Genomic DNA, 20326 nt, shown 5'->3' with positions numbered 1-20326 from the left:
ACAGATCCACATACTATAATGCAGATTCAAATAAAATAATATATCAATTACTCTTTAAGGAATGCACAAATGGTCATTTATCAACGCATATATAATATGTTGAATACCATTCTGCAAATGCTCTAAGACCATCACGCAAAGAAGTTGATGGCTTAAATCCAAAATCTTGTTCAAGAGGTGTAGTATCTGCATATGTTACAGATACGTCACCAGGCCGCATTGGGACAAGTTCCTTGTGAGCCTCAAAATCGTAGTTCTGCGGTAGCACCTTGGCACGGATGAGCTCCTCCTGTAGGATAGAGACGAAGTCAAGAAGGTTTTCAGGTGAATTGTTACCGATATTATATACTTTGTACGCTGGGATTGGAAGTCCATCTTCTCCATTCTGCTTCTCGGGAGCGTGCTGCATGATGCGAACTACACCCTCGACGATATCATCGACATAGGTAAAGTCACGCTTGCAGTTTCCATAGTTAAAGATCTGGATGGTCTTGCCATCACGAAGCTTGTTGGTGAATCCGAAGTAGGCCATATCAGGACGGCCTGCAGGTCCATATACAGTGAAGAAACGAAGACCTGTTGATGGGATATTGTAAAGCTTCGAATAAGCGTGTGCCATAAGTTCGTTACTCTTCTTGGTGGCAGCATACAGGCTGACTGGATTATCCACCTTGTCATCTGTTGAATATGGAACCTTCTTATTAGAACCATAGACTGATGATGATGATGCATATACCAAATGTTCAACTTCATGATGACGGCAAGCTTCAAGAAGGTTGTAGAAACCGATAAGATTGCTCTCTATGTAGGCATCAGGATTGGTGATAGAGTAACGAACTCCTGCCTGAGCTGCGAGATTTACGACAACAGCTATCTTGTTGTCAGTAAATATCTTCTCGACAGCAACCTTATCTGAGATGCTTGCATGAACAAACTCCCAATCTCGGTTAAGAGCCTCTATTTCTTTGAGACGCTCGTACTTGATGTTGACATCGTAGTAGTCTGTGATGCTGTCAATACCGATTACCTTGATATTCTTTATATCCTTAAACAAACGCTTAACGAGATTAGATCCGATAAAGCCTGCTGCTCCAGTAACGAGAACGGTCTTGCCCTCAAGATTTACATTATACTGTACCATGAGTTAATCACGCTTAAATATGTCACGAGTATAAACCTTCTCAATCACATCATCGAGGCATGAGTCATAGCGGTTGGCGATGATGGCCTTTGACTTCTGTTTGAACTCCTCAAGATTGTTGATTACCAGAGAGCCGAAGAATGAAGTACCATTTTCAAGAGTTGGCTCATAGATTATGACCTCTGCGCCTTTGGCCTTGATACGCTTCATGATACCCTGGATTGCAGACTGGCGGAAGTTGTCAGAGTTAGACTTCATAGTCAAGCGGTACACACCGATAACACATTCATGCTCTTTAGCGGCATCCCATACAGCATTTTCATTGTAATAGCCAGCCTTGCGAAGTACGGCATCGGCAATATAATCCTTTCGGGTACGATTAGACTCCACAATCGCAGACATCATAGCCTGTGGCACGTTTTCATAATTGGCAAGAAGTTGCTTGGTATCCTTTGGGAGACAATAACCACCATAACCAAATGACGGGTTATTGTAGTGAGTGCCAATACGTGGATCGAGACCAATGCCATTAATAATTGCCTGTGAATCGAGCCCCTTTACTTCCGCATAGGTATCAAGCTCATTGAAATAAGAAACTCGAAGAGCGAGATAGGTGTTGGCAAAGAGTTTGACAGCCTCTGCTTCCTTCATACCCATGAATAGAGTCGGAACGTTCTCCTTGATTGCACCCTCTTGAAGAAGATTCGCAAAGATCTTGGCGTAATCTTCCGCATTTGGATTGCCAATAGCTGCAATTGCCGCATTCTCCTCATCCCAGTTTCTATCTTGATCAGAGGGGAGTACTTTAGGATAGCCCACGATAATTCTCGAAGGTTCCAAATTATCAAGTAAGGCCTTGCTTTCACGAAGAAACTCTGGAGAGAATAGAAGATTGAAATAATGTCCCTTAAGAGATGGATCTGTCATAAACTTGAGAGCATACTTCACATAAAGCGAACGGCAATACCCAACAGGAATGGTTGATTTAATGACCATCACGGCATCCGGATTGACGTTCAATACCAAATCGATCACATCCTCTATATGATGTGTATCGAAGTAATTCCGCAGCGGATCATAATTGGTGGGAGCCGCAATGACTATGAAATCGGCATCACGATAAGCCGCCTCGCCATCAAGCGTAGCTCGCAGGTTCAAATCTTTCTCAGCGAGATATCGCTTGATATACTCATCTTGAATCGGTGATTTCTTACGGTTGATAAGATCCACCTTCTCCGGTATCACGTCCACCGCTGTCACCGGATGATGTTGTGCCAGCAAGGTAGCGATACTCAATCCCACGTAACCGGTTCCGGCCACGGCGATCTTGATTTCTTTATTCATATTGATTATTTTTTTTTTAGCCCTAAAGTACTTTTCATCTTTCTGATTTTCAAAAAGATGATTCACAGTTAAGTTGTTTGTTTTATACCAAAAGTAACAGGTAGTAAGTATTCAATTTAGGACATACTCCTCATTAAGACACTTCAAAAGTGTCTTAACCGAGTTCAGTAAAAAATATTGCGTTTACCTTCTTTATTCAATCACCCAATCCCCCAACGTTCGCTTCTCCGTATCGAAATTGATCCCAACCTTTACGATGGGTAATCCGCAAAGGGCGAAGCGCTCCGGGTAATTGCGCAAATGGATTTGCTCAAGGGCTGTATCCGCGGTTTTATTCAACTTTAATTCCACGACATAGAGGGTGGTCGGGGTGCGCATCACCATATCCACACGGCCTTTGGGGGTACGGACCTCTACGTCCACATAATTGCCTATCAACGTAAAAATCACATAAAGCAATTGTTGGTAATGTCCCTCGTAATGCGTATTCTCGCAATAGGGGATCGTGGAGAGAACCGTGCGCATCAAAACTAAAGCGTCGTCCATATCGCCATTATAAATCTTCTCCGCCACCAACGTATTCAACTCGGCGGGGCGTTGCACATAGTTAGGCAACAAGCTGCGCATCAAGCCGATCCGAACCTCCTTGTTCGGGATATCCAACTGATACAGGCCGCTGAAACGGGGATGCCGAAGCACCGTCTTCGGTGTTTCTTTTTAATCATATAAAAGATTTTTTATAGGCGGATTTCAAGAGCGACGTGATGTCGGTTTTGTCTTCCGCCTGTATTTTTGCTATCGAAAAAAATACGATTCATTCAATTGATATAGAAGTTTTTAGGTGTAATAATACTAAAAAAGCACTTCGACTGTCCGAGTGGCAGCATCATGAAACATCTAAGAGAGTTCGTAACTTCAGTACCTGAATACCGTAGAACCGGGAAAGGCAATTTCAAGCATAAACTTGAAGACATACTTATGCTTGTCATATTGGGCAGGCTCAGTAAGTGCATTACCAAAACCGAGATACTCGAGTTTGGCAAACGTTATCCTATATGGATAATTAATCGACAGGATGAGATGGCGAATCAATTCAATCCAACTCCTCAAACTGGGAGTTCTGGCTCTTGAACTCAGGGACGAAGGCTTTCATCTCCTTCACCATCAAAAGGATTTGGACACGGAGAGACAATTCGGTTAATACATTAATATGTTCTACTACATCCTTATAGATATACTCACGAACCGCCGCTACTCGAATCTTCTCGTGAGGGGTCTCTTTCGTGTTCTCCTTGTTGTTCAGTAGCTCTTCATACAATTTCTCGCCGGGGCGAAGACCAGTATACTTGATCTCGATATCCTTGTCTACCTGCAACCCGGACAGTTCAATCATGCGCTTCGCCAAATCCGCTATCTTCACCGGCTCACCCATATCGAAGATAAAGATCTCACCGCCCTTACCCATTGTACCGGCCTCTAATACCAGACGACAAGCCTCCGGGATGGTCATGAAGTAACGGATGATATCGGGATGGGTGACCGTCACGGGACCTCCTTGAGCGATTTGTTCACGGAAACGGGGGATAACCGACCCATTGCTACCTAGAACATTGCCAAAGCGGGTCGTAATGAAACGTGTCTCGCCTTTCACCTCTCCTCGCTCAATCGCAAGGCTCAGACTCTGTACGTAGATCTCGGCCAAGCGTTTGCTACATCCCATGATGTTCGTGGGGTTCACCGCCTTATCCGTACTGATCATCACAAATTTCTCCACGCCATAGCTTACAGCGGCATCTACCATCACACGAGTACCGAACACGTTTGTTCGGATCGCCTCGCAGGGGTTCTCTTCCATCAAGGGGACATGCTTGTAGGCCGCCGCATGGAACACCACTTGGGGGTGCCAGTTGCGGAACACATAATCCACACGGTCCGGGCTGCGAACATCGCCGATCACCGGAACAAAGTTCAGTTCCTTGTATTTCTCTTCCAATTCCAAACGAAGATTATGCATCGGGGTCTCAGCGGAGTCGAAGCAAACCAACTTCTTAATCGGAAAATGAGCCAGCTGGCGACAGATCTCGCTACCGATACTGCCGGCGGCTCCCGTGACAAGCACGGTCTTCCCTTCCAACAGATTGCCGATCTCATCCAGATTGATATGGATCTCCTCACGACCTAGCAAATCCTCGATACGGATCTCTCGAACAGAACGCTTCGCCTCACCTCCACGTAGCTCCTCCATCTCCGGGACTACCAATGTCTTCAAGGAGGCCTGCTCGCAATAACGGATCAAACGGTCACGCTCCTGATGGGCAACCTTTATATTGGGGAAGAGAACGCCATCCAAGCTGTTGCGAGGGATCAAGCGATACAGATCCTCCACGTTCTCGATCTGGTAGACCGGTAACTCCGCGATCCGGATGCTTTTCTTGGAATTGCCAAAGGAAAGGAAGCCCATGATGCTATAATTCTGCATGAATACCTGACGGTTCGCCGAGGTAGCGATCATCACGCTCTCCTCCTCCGTGCCAAAGACCAGTACCCGCTTGCGTTTCTTGCCGAGTTGCAGGAGGACGCTGTTATAGACATTGATCACGAAGACACGCAACGTGACCAACATCACGATCGTCAACGTACTGTCCATGATTCCACCCAACCAATAGATAGAAGGGCTGAAACGGGCTTTCAACAGCCAAAGCAGCAGGAACATTAAGAGCGACTTGCCGATCGCAGCACCACCGATCCGCCACAAGCCACGCAGCGTGGAATGGCGAATAACCCCATGATATGCTTTGAACAGCAAGAACGAAACGATACTGCCCACAAATGAGGAGAGGCCTACTTTCAGCACATCAGACTCTCCTATACGTATATGCAGAATGGAGAACATTCCTAGTACGCCCAGCAACGACACGGAGAGCGAAACGAAAAGGTCCGCACTAAAAATGATCCAACGGTTGATATACCGCAAATTCACCAGACGGCCTAAGGCCAATCGCCATCTGCCCTTATGAAAATCCATCATTTGTATTTTGTTTGTTTTATATTCAGTGCCCTAACTTTTCCCAACGGCGGCGCCTGTGACTCGTGGCGTCCCGAAGCGGCGGGCGTAATACAGCTTTCCGTCCGCAAGATCGTACCATCACCTTGGTGGATGATTTGGATCGCATGGGTTGCATTGGGCAGGATCTGCACATTACAACCGTAGATATGGAAGACGAAACGTGCTTGTTCCGCCCGCTCATGGTTTTCTGTCATATCGTAATTTTTTCAGTAAGGTTATCACTTTTCGTTTCCCTTGGAAAACGAGGTATATATGAATTGCCCTGTGAAATATATATCAATTGCCTAACGCAGTATATATCCTCGGGCATATGCAGTATATCTTCTCAAAAACGGCCAGTTGAGCGGTGTCTGAGACGACTGCTCCACGCATCGTTGATACGGGCACGGATGTTGCTGACGCTTTTACCCTTCGTGATTCGGGGGGTGATGGGTAGAAAGAGGCGGATGAAACGCTCTTTGACCATCTCCTCGGGGGTTATTTTCAGCTCGTTCTCTTGCATGACCAGAATGACTTGGGCCAACTCGGTAACTGTCCGGCACTCGACGATCTGCGCAAGATAGCGTTCCAGATCCTCTTCTTTATTTATATAGGCACGAAAACGGATCGTTTCAGGCATGAGACCGGATCTACCGTCCCCCTCTTCTAAGGAGGTCTCCCCGCAATATTCCCCCACATAGAAGTTCTGGATGGCTTCCGTAGCGTTGGGGAGTATCTGGTTATTGCCGCCGTGTATGGTAATTGTTATATCAGACATAAGGTATATATGAATCGTTTGTCAATGAAAAGTAAACAGTTTGTCAACGGTTATCAACGGATTTGATTTCGCTATCCGGGGGTTGTACTTTCGCATTGTCAACAATAAGTTTAATCTTTTAAAAAAAGAAGTATGATTAATTATTCAACTTACATGTGGAAAAGTCCACTGGATGAGACCGCAAAGGAACAGGCGTACGCCAAGAACCAAGTGACGAAAGTGATGAGTTTCGATGATTTCGTGAAGCACATCTCAGATCACAACGGTGTTTTCACACGCGGCACGGTAAAAGGCGTGGTAAGCGACACCTGCTCATGCCTAGTGGAACAATTGCTGAACGGCTACAAGGTACAATTCGGCGAACTAGGAATCTTTAGCATCTCCATTACCTGCGAGCCGGCCGCTACACTCAAGGACTTCTCCAGCGATAATATCAAGGCGGTGAACATTCTATTCAATCCGGGTATAGACTTCGAGAACCTACGTTCTAAGGCAGAATTCAACCTAGTAACCAGCCGTGCGATCCAAGCCGCCTCGCTGAAGGCGGTAAAGGAGAATAAAGACACGGTAGACTTGGCAGCGTTGAAGAAAGGAGACTCAGAATCTCCCGATGAGATCTAAATCCTACCATTGAGAAATACGGCTCTTAAACCATGAAGCTTATTTTATTCATTTATTTAAAGACTACAAGTATGAAAAAAACAAATTGGAAGAGCGTCTTGCTCTACATCATCCGTATTGTCGAACTGGTCATCACCGGTGCCGCCGGTGGAGCCGCTAGCGGTTGGATCGGATGAGAACCATCACGCTGATTATCGTGCATTGCTCTGCCAATAGGCAGGGCAGCACTTTACGGATGATGGACATCGACCGCCTGCATCGCTCACTCGGCTGGAAAGGTTGCGGATATCACTTCGTTATCCCGACCGATGGTACGATCGAGACCGGTAGGCCCCTTGAACAAGTGGGCGCTCACTGTAAGAACCACAATCGGTACAGTATCGGGGTTTGCTATATCGGAGGACTCGCCAACGATGGAAAGACTCCCATGGATACCCGAACGGAAGCCCAACGAGAAGCCCTACAGGGTTTGCTTCGTGAATTGCATCAGCGATTCCCCAAAGCCCTGATCGTGGGACATCAAGACTTGGACCCGTCGAAATCCTGTCCCTGTTTTAATGTAGTGAGCGAGTTTTCCGATTAGTTTAACGCAGGGAGTCCCTTCACCTCCCTCGTATGCCATGCTTGGTAGGCGGGAGCGGAGAGTTCAGGTACAGTCAATAACTTGTAATCCGCCCCGTTCTGCTTAGCTATATGTTTTCGTTCATACAAACGAAGGGAACGATCCGTTACGGAAACCATGACAACCGGAAAAGGATAAGCGTACAGGCGCATCGGCGTGATCTCACTATCCGGAAAGGCACGACGCAATTGATAAGCGGAACGTTCGAACGCAACCCAATAAGATCCTGTACAATATAAATGGATCGAGGTCTGATTCGCACACTCACGATCCATGATCTCTCTCAAATGCCCTTTCAGCAATAGCATCAAACGGATACCGGAGGGAGTTTCGCTTTCCTTTCTCATGACAGTCTACTATTTAATGTTTTAACCAAATATCGTAATCGTGTAAACGCTGTATCAACAAGGCCTTGCTTCTCTTAGGCGAAGGGTCATCCCGCCAGGGATCTACCAGCTCATGCGCCATATGGTAATACAGGTTGCTATTCGTGCAGCCGTAAAGCGTGACGAGCAGTAAGGCACGAGAATTCACTGCCTTAACCAATGGAAGCATATTGCGTAGGGTGGAATGCAAGCGTTCAAACTCCTCTTCCTGAGCCAACAGCTTATAGGCCGGAAGGAGTAATGAGTAAACCTTGCAACGCATCACATCGGTCTCCACACGAAGGGAGGCGTAGCCCTTCAGTACCTCATGAGCCAAAAGCTCGTCTTCCTTTCCCAATTTGCCCGAGAGATAATAACGCCCCAATGCCTTATGCATACCTTCCGATAAACGATCGTTATCCAAATGGGTATAAACGTGCTTGCCTTTCGTATTCAACTCGATCAGCTCATACTCGCCTTGCCTTACCTCAAATAGAGGAACCCACATACAGTCAAGGATACGTACCATGACATCCTTATGACCTCCACCCGGTTGCACCACCACCTCAGCCTCCATCCCCATGAAAGAACCCGAGGTGATACGTACACGGTCACCTTTCAGCAAGCGACCGCTATCCGGTACGTACACCGGAAGCTCATTGGAATAAGATTCTGCCATCCAGCGTAAGGTCTCCATCTCATGATCTGACAGGTAAGGGAAATAAGAGTGTTCGCCCACGGATACCCGAGGAAGAAGATTATATAAGGGCATGATACGTTTCAAACGGAAAATCTCATTCTCCGAAGCATGGATAAACACATAGTTGTATAAAAGAGGCTTCCTCGTATTGACCATCTTGCCTCCCACCTTGCGAGCCTCGACATACGAGGGGGCAAAGTACTCGAACAAGGGTTCCCCACAACGTTTACGACGGGAAAGCTCGGCATCTAATCCTTTTGACGAATAGATATTATCACGTCCCCCAACAGCGGTAGGAAGCGTCAGTACGTACCAGCGTACAGCCTCCTGGCTACGGCGATTGCGTATATGCTTCATAGCTCTATCTGAGCTATTACTTGTCATGATATTCATTGAGGAAGATAATTCAGAGCCTTATCAAGATATTCTTGTAATACCCTAATAAATAAACACTTATATGAAAACAAAAAGGAATTACTGAAAATTTGCATCCCTTCAATACTCATGCTACTTGGCGAGTAGCCTTAACAAGAGGAGTAAAAGGATATCCCTTAGTTGTAGAGACGGAGCGTGCTCCGTCTCATCCTCTCAAAATGGTATTTTAAGTTACTATCAGGCGGTGGGAGACGGAGCACGCTCCGTCTCTACATGATGTATGTAGAATTTACTTCGGATAACGTGATGATTTCGGGAATACGAGGCCATTTCGTTTCTATTGCCATGTCTATACATCAGAAATAAGAACGAAGATTTAAAGAGAATCAAGGTTGAAACACAAACAAAGCCTAATGTTTGCTTGTGTTATGTTATTTTTTACTACATTTGCGGCATGAAATGAACGCTACTCGCCAAGTAGCAGTCAGTTTGGCTACTCGCCAAGTAGCGTACTTTTCTTCACCCTACTTTCGGCGCATAATTATACACACTCTCGAAACAAAGTTTGTTTACGGTCGAGAGCTTTTCTAAAGAGAAACTCTTCAAGTATATTTGCGTAGTCTTGATAGATTTATGCCCTAACAGTTCACTGATCATCTCAATCGGTACGTTTTGCTCCTTCAAGGTCGTGGCGAAAGAGTGACGAATCGTGTATGAGGTAACCCGAGTACGAATACCGATGGATTCCGACAGTGTTTTCAATCTGCGGTTAAAACCTCCTAATACGGTATTATATTCCTTGTAGGCATCCTCACCGGTCTTCATTCCCTCTAAAAATGGAAACAGATAGGGCGAATCCTCGGTTGTATCGGCTGCCAACTCATTCAGCAGCCCTTGTGCCTCCACTGGAATCTCCACCTGTATAAGGGATCCGCTTTTCTGCCGATAATAAGACAAGATCCCTTCCTTGATATCCTCCTTTCGCAAATGCGCCAAATCTACGAAAGCCATCCCGCAAAACAAAAACATCAGGCAAAAGGCTGATTGGGTCCTCTTCTGTTGCGGATCTGTCACCGGGCTTGTCATCAGCAAGCGTAAGCTTTCCGAAGGCAACGCCTTTTTACGTTTACTCTCAACCCCCGTAAACACATTCTTAAACAAATGAGGAATATAGGCAGCCTCACCCACCTCTACGGCTAAATTATAGATGTGACGAATCCGGCGCATATAAGTAGATACCGTGTTACGAGAACATCCCTTGGCCAACAGCCAAGATTGATAACGCAAAAGTGTATCCCGATTAATATACGCATAAGGAATCTCTTCCCGGCCACAAAAACATTTAAACGACCTCAACGCATCTTGATAACTCTTCGCCGTGGAATAACGCTTTTTCTCACGCAGGCAGGTGATATACGTAAGTACACCCACCACAAAATCATTCTCATTCATACTTTATCTCCTTAAGAATTAATACATAAAAAAATCCTCTATCTCTCCGTTTACACGGGAAAGATAGAGGATCTTCATAAAATCCTTAAAGAAATATATTATTTTCCGGCTTTCTCAGCAGCAGCTTTCTTATTGATCTTCTTCTTCTGCAACTCGTAAGCGATCGGAGTAGCGACGAACAAAGTAGAGTATGTACCGATAATGATACCTAATAAGATAGCGAACGTAAAGCTTCGGATCGTGCTACCGCCCAAGATGAAGATACACAATACAACCACCAACGTAGTCAATGATGTATTAAATGTACGACACAAGGTAGAGTTCAACGCATCATTGATCACTTGATAACGATCACGCTTCGGATACAAAGCGATCGTCTCACGGATACGGTCGAATACAACCACGGTATCATTGATAGAGTAACCGATAATCGTCAAGATAGCTGCGATAAACGTCTGGTCTACCTCCATTGAGAACGGAAGAACCTTCCATAACAAGGTATAGAAAGAAATGATACACAATGTAGTCGTAGCAACAGAGGCGAACGCACCAACAGAGAATGACACATCACGGAAACGAAGCAGGATATAAGCGGCCATACAGATCATGGCGAAGATTACCGCTAAGATAGCGCTATTCTTGATATCGTCTGCCATGCTAGGACCCACCTTCTGCGAACTCTGTATGAAAGTAGTCGTGAACTCATCTAATGTAGTTCCCTCCGGAAGTAAGGACTTCACGCCCTCAAACAATTTATTCTCGATCTCTTGATCTACCGTAGGATCATTGTCTTCGATCTTATAGTTGGTAGATACACGCACTTGATCCGCTGTACCGATCTGGATAACACTAACAGAACCGTCTAACTGGGCATCCAGCATATTACGAACATCGTCTGTCTTCACCTCTTGACTGAAACGGATCACGTAGTTACGTCCACCCGTGAAATCGATACCGTTATTCAAACCGATCGTCATCATAGAAATAGCACCCAATACGATAATAGCGGCCGGAATCAAATAACCGACTTTGCGAGCACCCAAGAAATTGATCTTCGGGTTTGTCAGCAAGTCTTTCGTCAGAGAAGTCGTGAATGTCACGTTCTTCAATTTATCTTTCGCTAACAATGCCTCATAAACGATACGAGTCAAGAACACGGCTGTAAGGAAGGAAGCGAACAAACCGATGATCATCGTCGTAGCGAAACCACGGATAGGACCCGTACCGAAATAGAACAATACGATACCGGTAATGATAGATGTCAAGTTTGAGTCGAAGATAGCGGAGAACGCATTGCTGTAACCGTCGGCGATCGCCTTTCCTAAAGACTTACCGGCGCGAAGTTCCTCTTTCGTACGCTCATAGATCAATACGTTCGCATCGACTGCCATACCTAGCGTCAACACCATACCGGCAATACCCGGCAAGGTAAGAACCGCTTGGAAAGAAGCAAGGATACCCATCGTGAAGAAAATGTTCAATACCAAAGCACCATCGGCGATCAATCCCGGTACCAATCCATAGAATGCGCACATATAGATCATCAACAACACCAATGCCAACACGAAAGAGATCACACCGGCATTGATAGCCTCTTGTCCTAATGACGGACCAACGACGTCTTCTTGAACGATATGTACGGAAGCAGCCATCTTACCCGATTTCAATACGTTCGCTAAGTCCTTCGCCTCTTCCGGTGTAAAGTGACCGGTGATTTGTGAACGACCTCCCGTGATCTCATCGTTTACGTTCGGAGCGGAATAAACCATCTCATCCAAAACGATAGCGATCTGGCGACCGATATTCTCTTTCGTCAAACGAGCCCAAGCCTTAGAGCCTTCGGCATTCATAACCATGTTAACCATTTGCTCTGAACGACCGGCTTGTTGCATAAAGTCAGCGTTAGCATCTGTTACTACGTCACCACCTAAAGCGGGACTTCCGTCACGGTTCGTTACCTTCAAGGCATATAACTCAAAGAACTGCTCTTTATCATCGATCGCCTTTACACCCCATTTTAAAGCCAAGTTACGAGGCAATACCTCTTTCACTTGTTTCATGTTCAGGTATTCGCTGATCTTCTCCATATCTTTTGCTTGAGCGATACCTACCGTCGAACCCGGAGACAACTGACCGTTGTACTGGCTAATCTGCAATAAAGCAAATAATGGATGTTGCTTAGCGAACTCTTCCATGCTTTGATTAGCTTCCGTATCTTTTTTATCTTGACCAAGCTCAGCCAACAAAGAATCGGCCTCACTTACATTCGCATCAGCGGCATCAGCGATTTTCTCAACATTATCGGTAGCTACAGAATCAGCGGAAGCCTCCTTACTTAGGATAGTAGCCAATACATTATCAGCGGCAACCAATTGTTGATAGATTTCCGGTAACTTATAAGTTTCCCAGAATTCCAAGTTAGCGCTACCTTGAAGCAACTTACGAACACGTTCCGGTTCTTTCACACCCGGCAACTCAACCAAGATACGACCCGCCGTCTCCAAACGTTGGATGTTCGGAGAAACTACACCGAAACGGTCGATACGAGTACGCAGTACGTTGAATGAGTTATCAATCGCACTCTGCAACTCTTGTTTCAAAACAGAAACAACCTGAGCGTCTGAACTCTGGGGCGTGATTTTATCTTTTAACTCGAATGTACTGAAAATAGCGGAAAGACGTGCGCCGCTATCCAACTTCTTATACTCCTCAGCGAAAAGGTCGATGAAATCTTTTTGGCTAGTCGCTTGATGCGCGTAAGCTAAATCCAACGCCTTGTTGAAATTCTCGTCTTGGTTGTTGTTAGACAACGAACGGATTACATCCGCCACGTTCAACTCAAGGACAACGTTCATACCGCCCTTTAAGTCAAGACCTAAACTAATTTCCATTTCACGGCATTGCTTAAGCGTATAGCCTAACCATACCTTCTGAGTAGATAGTGAGTCTAAATAAGCACTCTCTTTCGCAGGATCTCCACCCGCATACTCAGCGGCTTTACTGTTGTAATGTTGCGTCACGAACGAGAACGACAAATAGAACAAACAGACAAGCGTAAGTAACACCGCGAAGACCTTTACAAATCCTTTGTTTTGCATCTGAATCTTAGGTTTATGTTATTACATTATTTATATTCGTTTTTTCACAGGGTGCAAATATAGACTTTTTTTCTTTGATAAAGAGCAATTAGTATAATTATTTGTCACGCTCATAGTTTATTTCAAACGCAAATGTATATCTTTGGGGCTAAAATAATAAGGAAAATATACCATGAAACAGTTATTATTCGCTCTGTTATTTATCCCCGCCCTGCTATTCGCGCAAGAGGATCAACACTATCTGGCAGGGGCCGTTCCGGTTGCAGACGGTAAAGTCGTTTTTACCCGAGAGATTAATGCCCCCTCTTTAAGCAAGGCACAAATCTACCAACAACTATTAAAATGGGGACAAGAAAATTTTAACACAAAGGAAAGTAGAGTAGCTTATCAAAATGAGGCAAAAGGCGAGATCGCCATTATCGGGGAAGAATATATAGTATTCTCCAGCACAGCCTTATCCCTCGATCGGGCGATGATGAAATACCGTATTATCATTGAATGCAAGGAACATGCTTGTACCCTGCAACTTGCGGGCATCCGATATGAATATAACGTGTCTTACCAGAACGAGCCGGAGAAATACCTAGCCGAGGAATGGATCACGGACGAGTATGCCTTGAATAAGAGCAAGACGAAATTGAACCGTATCAGCGGTAAGTTCCGTAAGGCCACGATTGACTTCGCGGATAAGACGTTTGATAGCGCAGCCAACGCATTAGGCGCACAGTTGCTGACAGCCGCACCGGTAGAACCAGTATCCGCTCCGCAACGGGAAACACGACCTGTGGCACCGATGGAAGGTTTCGTAGCGTTCCAAGCGGACAAAATACCCAGCACGATCCTCCAGATGTTACCGGACAACGCTTTACAGATCAAAGCCGTAAAAGGAAATACGACCGACGCAAACGTTGAATGGAAAGGCATAGGCAATATGTTCGGTAAAACGATCAGTACAATCTCCATATCCAAAGATAGTCCTGCTTATAAAGCGATTGGCAATAACGACGTATATCGATTATCCTTCTCCAAGCCCGGCACATCTGCCGATGCGCCATGGATTATTATCGAGTGCCGTAAACAAGGCGAGACCTCCGAAGGACAGCAAACGATGTTAATCGGCGAGATTACGAATGTATGGATCAAATAACGAAAAAGAGAGTTGCATTTATGAAAAAGATTCTATTATTAATATATATGATGTTCCCTGTGCTAGTCATGGCGCAGGGGCATAAAGGCGAGGTAGACGAATGCGCCCCCATGAAAAACGGGAAGGTATGCTATAGTGATGATGTAGAGATCGAGAATACCTCTAAACTAGAAATATTCAACGCTATTAACGCATGGGCTAAGAAATCTTATGGAAAAGATGTCTTCTTATCCAACGTAAACTCGAACAAGAACAAAGGGACCATCTTCGTAAGCTCTAAGGTTGAATTATTGTTGAATGATACAGACAAGACTATCATTAAATATAAAATGCGTATCACCTGCTTCGACAACCGATACACGATCGAGGCGAGCGATATCGTATATCAATACGATCCGCTAAACGATAAAAAGTACAAGACCTATAAAGCGGAAGATGTGATCGCCAATAATGGGGATAGCAATACGATAGCGCTGATCAAAGATCCTAAGCTATTCTGTAACGCTACCTTCTTCTTTGTCGAGAACTTGTTCGCCGACGTATTTGACGCTGCGCAGAACGCAGAATCCGAGTGATGAAACCCTTTTATTCAAGTTTCAGATAACACCATAACGGGTAGTGGTCTGAATAAGCGACCTTATCCACGGAACAATTCATAGAGGTCATGTTCGGGGAATGCAGGATATTATCGATACGGAACCAGAAGAAATTTTGATTATAGGTAATACCCATTCCCCGGCCAGACTCGGCAAAGGCATCCGTCAAATCCCCTTGGATCGTACGGTGCGCATAAGAAATAGGCGTATCATTAAAGTCACCGCATACCAAGACATAATCTCCTTTAGCGTTCTTAATCTCTTCTGATACCGCTTCCGCTTGCTTAGCCCGAATCCGGAAAGCAGGTCCTAGCTTTTGCTCGAACGCTCCTTTCAAATCGTCCAACCCATCCGAGCTAAAGCTCTTTATAAGGGATGAATAACGGGTCCGATCCTCCATCGTCAGTTTAAACGATTCCAAATGGTTATTAATCAAGGTCAACTTCTTTCCCTTGATGTTCACTTCATGTACGGAAGAGCCGTTATAATCCGAATCGTATTTCACCATCCGGGAATTCGACAGCGGATATTTGGAGAACACAGCGATGCCGAAACTCTGGAATTTCGTGGAGCTTTGATAAAATACGGAACGATAAGGATACATGCTCAACGCATCATAGATCTTAGAGGCAGTAAGGCTCTTCTCTGATTTAGCCGTGGCATATTCCTGCAAACAAACAATATCCGCGTCCGAGTTAGCGATATATTGGATAATCTTGTTCGGAGCTATCTTCGTATGATTCTTGTACCCAAAAGCCATCACATTATAAGTCAGCACCTTCAGTACCTCTTCCCGAGGAACATCCTTATGCGAGTGAAACGGAAAATAGCGTTTCACGGGACCCCAACATAACAAGAAGGAGAATATGCCGATCAATAAGAACTTCCATTCCCATAAGAACAGCCAATAGATAATAAAGCAAAGATTGACTACACATAAGACAGGAAAGGCTAATCCCAGATAAGATAACGTCATACTCGTCTCAGGAGACACCCGATCCGAATAAGCCGAGACTATCAACAATACGACAGCCACCACATTCGCTACGACGAATAAGAATTGAAGAAAAATCCGTAGAGTTTTCATAAGTATCTGTTATTTCTTACTGGCGTCGAAAAGTCGCTTTTTCTCTTCAGCGGAAAGGCTCTCATAACCGGAACGTTTCAATTTATCCAGTATAGTATCTAGATCCACCGACTCCTGATGTTTGCGTGCGTTATACTCATAATCCGTCTCGTTACGTTTATAAGTCACACGCATCTTCGGTTTCCGTTTGCCCAAATTCACGAACCAGTCGATCAACCGATTCATTGGAGCGGTCAAGTCCTTTCCATTACGAATACGGGAAGCGAACCACATACCAAACAAAGCCCCGCCGATATGGGCGATATGTCCTCCCGCATTATCAGAAGTCATCGCCAACAAATCGATCACCAGCGTAAAGATAGCCAAATAAATTAATTTGATCCTTCCGATCAAGAATAAATTAATCTCCAAATCCTTCCGGTAAAACGACACAGCGAAAACGATCGCCATAACAGATGCCGAAGCCCCCATCAAATAGCTAAAAGAGGCCACGTTCTGGAAATAAGGGAAAATATTATAAGCAAGGACAAACAACACCGCACCGGCAAGACCTCCCAATATATACAAGCCTCCCAACTGCCGCTCACTGAAGAAATTCAAGAACAATCCCCCGAACCAATACAACCAAAGCATATTGAACAAGATATGCAAGAAGTCAAAATGAGTGAACATATAAGTAAACAACGTCCACGGACGGAAGAGCAAAAGTTCCGGAGAAGCCGGCAACTGCAAATACTGCAAGAAAGGCACCCCTTGCACATTAAAGAGCATAAACAATACGCTGGCCAAACGTATCAAGATAAACAAGCCTACATTTATATATATCAGTTTCGACAGGATATTACCCGACTGAAACGTACGCTTCAAATTAGTAAAAATACCGTCCATTGTCTGCATCTTTCTTTTTCCAATAACGAATTAAGAAATAACCGAATAACATACCCCCCAAATGAGCGAAATGCGCTACCGTATCGCCACCAAAACTAGCCACACCCATAAATAGTTCGGCAAGACCATAAAATATTACGAAATATTTGGCTTTAATCGGGATCGGTATGAACATCAAGTACAAAGGAACATTCGGGAAGATCATCGCGAATGCCAACAAGATTCCGAATACGGCACCCGAAGCGCCAATGGTCACGAAATAATTCAAGAACTCGCTTTTGCTGATAATCTGGGCTCCATTCAAGTTTATCATGTCTTGGCTAGCGAAGATCACATCCCGCAAATTAAAGAACCATACCACCTCTTGTACCAAACCGGCGCCTATACCCGTCACGAAGTAAAAAATCAAGAAACGTTTGGGGCCCCATACGTTCTCCAATACCCGGCCGAACATATAAACGGCGAACATATTAAAAAACACATGCGCGAACGAATGGGTATCGTGCATGAACATATAAGAAACGATCTGATAAGCCTTGAAGTCGGTAGCACCCGGGAAGTGAAGCCCTAATAAATCCACCAAATCGATGCCGACTTTCGGCAGTGCAAGGCTGGCTACCCAAAATAGCAAGTTTATAATGATAAGATTTTTCGTTACCGGCGGGATACTATTCAAGAACCCCGAATTTGTCTGATTCATCATATACTACGTTAATTTAGCGGCAAAGGTAAATATATTTTAGCCGTTTTTGCCCATAATAATACTAAAACATATGTAAATCGGTAAAAAAAGTAGGTTTTTCTTTTGTGATATTTCAAAATAAAACTACATTTGGAGCCGTCTATCGGTTATCATAGTTTTGTTTAATATATTAACAGTCAAACCATCATGAACAAATCAGAATTTATTAGTGCAGTCGCTGAAAAATCAGGTCTCAGCAAAGTGGATGCTAAAAAGGCAGTAGAAGCTTTTGTTGACACAGTTTCTAACGAATTAAAAGAAGGCGGTAAAGTCGCTCTACTTGGCTTCGGTTCATTCTCAGTGTCAGAGAAGGCCGCTCGTAAAGGTGTTAACCCGAAAACTAAAGAAACCATTGAAATCGCAGCTCGCAAGGCCGTGAAGTTCAAGGCTGGTGCTGAATTGAACGAGCTAATCAAATAAGAAACACCATTATTCTCTATAGAAGAAGGATACGATGCAAATTGTATCCTTTTTTTGTGTACCTTCGCGTACAAATAAAATCCGAATTATAGTTAGACGAATATGGTTATCGAACAACAGATTACCGGAGCTATCATAGCCGGCATCAAAGAGCTGTACGGAGCGGATGTCACCGCTAGCCAAGTGCAGTTACAAAAAACGAAAAAAGAATTCAAGGGGCACTTGACCCTAGTCGTATTCCCATTCCTTCGCATGTCGAAGAAATCTCCGGAGCAGACCGCTCAGGAAATCGGTGAGTACTTGTTGAGAAACGAGCCAGCGGTAGCTGAATTCAATGTAATCAAAGGATTCCTTAACCTGACGGTCGCTTGCTCTTGCTGGATCGATTTACTAAACTCGATCAATGAGCAGCCCGCTTACGGTATCATTCCGGTTACCGAGCAGTCGCCTTTGGTTATGATCGAATATTCCTCTCCCAATACAAATAAACCGCTTCACTTGGGCCATGTCCGCAATAACTTATTAGGATACAGCTTATCGAAGATCATGAAAGCGAACGGTAACCAGATCGTAAAGACGAATATCGTAAACGATCGTGGTATCCATATCTGTAAATCCATGTTGGCTTGGCAGAAATGGGGAAATGGAGCTACCCCAGAGTCTACCGGAAAGAAGGGTGACCATCTGATCGGTGACTTTTACGTATTATTCAGCAACAAATTAAAAGAGGAGACCCATGCGTTAGAAGCGAAAGGCCTTACCAAGGAAGAAGCCGAGGCTCAATCCACCTTGATGGCGGAAGCCCGTGAGATGCTTCGTAAATGGGAAGCCGGAGACAAAGAGGTGCGTGCGCTTTGGGAAATGATGAATAATTGGGTATACGCCGGGTTCAACGAGACCTATAAGATGATGGGCGTAGATTTCGATAAGATTTATTACGAGTCTCAAACCTATCTGGAAGGAAAAGGCAAGGTGATGGAAGGCCTAGAGAAAGGGATTTTCTATCGCCGTGAAGACGGCTCCGTATGGGCTGATTTGACGAAAGACGGGCTGGATGAGAAATTATTGCTTCGTGCGGATGGAACTTCCGTCTATATGACGCAGGATATCGGTACCGCCAAGCTGCGCTTCGATGATTACCCGATCAATAAGATGATCTATGTGGTAGGGAACGAGCAGAATTATCACTTCCAAGTATTATCGATCTTATTGGATAAGTTAGGCTTCGAGTTCGGCAAGGGATTGGTCCACTTCTCCTACGGAATGGTAGAGCTACCGGAAGGTAAGATGAAGAGCCGTGAGGGAACGGTCGTAGACGCCGATGATTTGATGGCCGAGATGATCAGTACCGCACGCGAGATTTCCCAAGAATTAGGGAAATTGGACGAGATGACTCCGGAAGAGGCTGAGAATATCGCCCGAATCGTAGGTCTTGGCTCCTTGAAATATTTCATATTAAAGGTAGACCCTCGCAAGAATATGACGTTCAACCCGAAAGAGTCTATCGACTTCAATGGGAATACGGGACCGTTCATCCAATATACCTACGCCCGTATCCGTTCCGTATTGCGCAAAGCGGCGGAACAGGGCATCGCATTACCGGAGCAGTTACCGCTTACTTTCGCCATTTCCGAGAAAGAAGAGAACCTGATCCAAATGATCGCCGATTATGCGGAGATCGTGAAAGAGGCAGGTAAGCTATACAGCCCGGCCTGTGTCGCCAACTATATTTATGATCTGGTAAAGGAATACAATCAATTCTATCACGATTTCTCCATCCTTCGCGAAGAGAATCCGGAATTGAAGAACTTCCGTTTAGTCTTATCCGCCAATGTAGCTAAGATCGTGAAATCCGGTATGGATTTATTAGGCATCGAGGTTCCGGAAAGAATGTAACGATAGAA

18 protein-coding genes and 1 pseudogene are annotated in these 20326 nt (G+C 44.8%); 6 read left to right on the top strand and 13 right to left on the bottom strand.

What is annotated here, in order from left to right; genetic code table 11:
• Window positions 1–73 precede the first annotated feature (73 nt).
• The 6 genes and pseudogenes from DWY79_RS05770 to DWY79_RS05740 all read right to left on the bottom strand — a co-directional run bounded on the left by DWY79_RS05770 (window position 74) and on the right by DWY79_RS05740 (window position 6309).
• A complete protein-coding gene (locus DWY79_RS05770) occupies window positions 74–1141 on the bottom strand; it encodes an NAD-dependent epimerase/dehydratase family protein (protein ID WP_005867683.1) in 1068 nt (355 codons plus the stop codon).
• A 3-nt stretch (window positions 1142–1144) separates the two neighbouring features.
• Window positions 1145–2485, bottom strand: coding sequence for a UDP binding domain-containing protein (locus DWY79_RS05765; protein WP_005867682.1), 1341 nt, complete (start codon window positions 2483–2485; stop codon window positions 1145–1147).
• A gap of 192 nt (window positions 2486–2677) precedes the next feature.
• A pseudogene (locus DWY79_RS05760) lies at window positions 2678–3160 on the bottom strand (PD-(D/E)XK nuclease domain-containing protein); the annotation flags it as partial.
• A gap of 418 nt (window positions 3161–3578) precedes the next feature.
• The gene (locus tag DWY79_RS05750; protein WP_122369002.1) at window positions 3579–5513 is read right to left on the bottom strand and encodes a nucleoside-diphosphate sugar epimerase/dehydratase; all 1935 of its coding nucleotides are present in this window, start codon (window positions 5511–5513) and stop codon (window positions 3579–3581) included.
• On the bottom strand, window positions 5510–5746 hold the full coding sequence (locus DWY79_RS05745) for a hypothetical protein (RefSeq protein ID WP_036617756.1): 237 nt from the start codon (window positions 5744–5746) through the stop codon (window positions 5510–5512). The genes DWY79_RS05750 and DWY79_RS05745 overlap by 4 nt, the downstream gene beginning before the upstream one ends.
• Window positions 5747–5877: 131 nt before the next feature.
• Window positions 5878–6309 carry a hypothetical protein gene (locus DWY79_RS05740; protein ID WP_005859229.1) on the bottom strand — a complete coding sequence of 144 codons (432 nt, stop codon included), beginning with the start codon at window positions 6307–6309 and terminating at the stop codon, window positions 5878–5880.
• A 132-nt stretch (window positions 6310–6441) separates the two neighbouring features.
• On the opposite strand from DWY79_RS05740, the gene DWY79_RS05735 reads away from it, so the two are divergent.
• The gene (locus DWY79_RS05735; RefSeq protein WP_005859232.1) at window positions 6442–6930 is read left to right on the top strand and encodes a hypothetical protein; all 489 of its coding nucleotides are present in this window, start codon (window positions 6442–6444) and stop codon (window positions 6928–6930) included.
• A gap of 172 nt (window positions 6931–7102) precedes the next feature.
• Window positions 7103–7513: an N-acetylmuramoyl-L-alanine amidase gene (locus DWY79_RS05730; protein WP_121961494.1), complete on the top strand. Its 411-nt coding sequence runs from the start codon at window positions 7103–7105 to the stop codon at window positions 7511–7513.
• Here the strand turns inward: DWY79_RS05730 and DWY79_RS05725 are convergent.
• From DWY79_RS05725 to secDF, 4 genes are all read right to left on the bottom strand, one after another.
• Window positions 7510–7899: a hypothetical protein gene (locus tag DWY79_RS05725; RefSeq protein WP_048927193.1), complete on the bottom strand. Its 390-nt coding sequence runs from the start codon at window positions 7897–7899 to the stop codon at window positions 7510–7512. The genes DWY79_RS05730 and DWY79_RS05725 overlap by 4 nt on opposite strands.
• A gap of 13 nt (window positions 7900–7912) precedes the next feature.
• Complete coding sequence (locus DWY79_RS05720) at window positions 7913–9010, bottom strand: transcriptional regulator (protein ID WP_122369001.1); 1098 nt, start codon at window positions 9008–9010, stop codon at window positions 7913–7915.
• Window positions 9011–9511: 501 nt separating this feature from the next.
• Window positions 9512–10444 carry a site-specific integrase gene (locus DWY79_RS05710; protein WP_122369000.1) on the bottom strand — a complete coding sequence of 311 codons (933 nt, stop codon included), beginning with the start codon at window positions 10442–10444 and terminating at the stop codon, window positions 9512–9514.
• A gap of 98 nt (window positions 10445–10542) precedes the next feature.
• Window positions 10543–13542: a protein translocase subunit SecDF gene (gene secDF / locus DWY79_RS05705; protein WP_122368999.1), complete on the bottom strand. Its 3000-nt coding sequence runs from the start codon at window positions 13540–13542 to the stop codon at window positions 10543–10545.
• 172 nt (window positions 13543–13714) lie between these two features.
• Here secDF and DWY79_RS05700 point away from each other — a divergent pair, with 172 nt between their 5' ends.
• Both DWY79_RS05700 and DWY79_RS05695 read left to right on the top strand, forming a co-directional pair.
• Window positions 13715–14689, top strand: a complete 975-nt coding sequence (locus tag DWY79_RS05700) for a DUF4468 domain-containing protein (protein WP_005867667.1) — start codon at window positions 13715–13717, stop codon at window positions 14687–14689.
• A 20-nt stretch (window positions 14690–14709) separates the two neighbouring features.
• Window positions 14710–15264, top strand: coding sequence for a DUF4468 domain-containing protein (locus DWY79_RS05695; RefSeq protein WP_005859247.1), 555 nt, complete (start codon window positions 14710–14712; stop codon window positions 15262–15264).
• A gap of 10 nt (window positions 15265–15274) precedes the next feature.
• Here DWY79_RS05695 and DWY79_RS05690 read toward each other — a convergent pair whose 3' ends face one another.
• The 3 genes from DWY79_RS05690 to DWY79_RS05680 are packed head-to-tail and all read right to left on the bottom strand — an operon-like array spanning window position 15275 to window position 17963.
• The gene (locus DWY79_RS05690) at window positions 15275–16372 is read right to left on the bottom strand and encodes an endonuclease/exonuclease/phosphatase family protein (RefSeq protein WP_008779258.1); all 1098 of its coding nucleotides are present in this window, start codon (window positions 16370–16372) and stop codon (window positions 15275–15277) included.
• Window positions 16373–16381: 9 nt separating this feature from the next.
• Window positions 16382–17260, bottom strand: a complete 879-nt coding sequence (locus tag DWY79_RS05685) for a rhomboid family intramembrane serine protease (protein WP_122297728.1) — start codon at window positions 17258–17260, stop codon at window positions 16382–16384.
• Entirely contained in the window at window positions 17241–17963 is a 723-nt protein-coding gene (locus DWY79_RS05680) for a rhomboid family intramembrane serine protease (protein WP_005859254.1), read from the bottom strand. Before DWY79_RS05680 ends, DWY79_RS05685 begins: the two co-directional genes overlap by 20 nt.
• Window positions 17964–18149: 186 nt before the next feature.
• On the opposite strand from DWY79_RS05680, the gene DWY79_RS05675 reads away from it, so the two are divergent.
• Together DWY79_RS05675 and argS are read left to right on the top strand one after the other, a co-directional pair.
• Window positions 18150–18422, top strand: coding sequence for an HU family DNA-binding protein (locus DWY79_RS05675; RefSeq protein ID WP_005859256.1), 273 nt, complete (start codon window positions 18150–18152; stop codon window positions 18420–18422).
• Between the two features lie 102 nt (window positions 18423–18524).
• Window positions 18525–20318, top strand: a complete 1794-nt coding sequence (gene argS / locus DWY79_RS05670) for an arginine--tRNA ligase (RefSeq protein WP_005867661.1) — start codon at window positions 18525–18527, stop codon at window positions 20316–20318.
• The last annotated feature ends 8 nt before the right edge of the window (window positions 20319–20326 follow it).

This window comes from Parabacteroides sp. AF27-14, from assembly GCF_003635425.1.
Lineage (GTDB): Bacteria > Bacteroidota > Bacteroidia > Bacteroidales > Tannerellaceae > Parabacteroides > Parabacteroides distasonis.
This window is presented reverse-complemented; position numbering and strand designations above follow the sequence as displayed.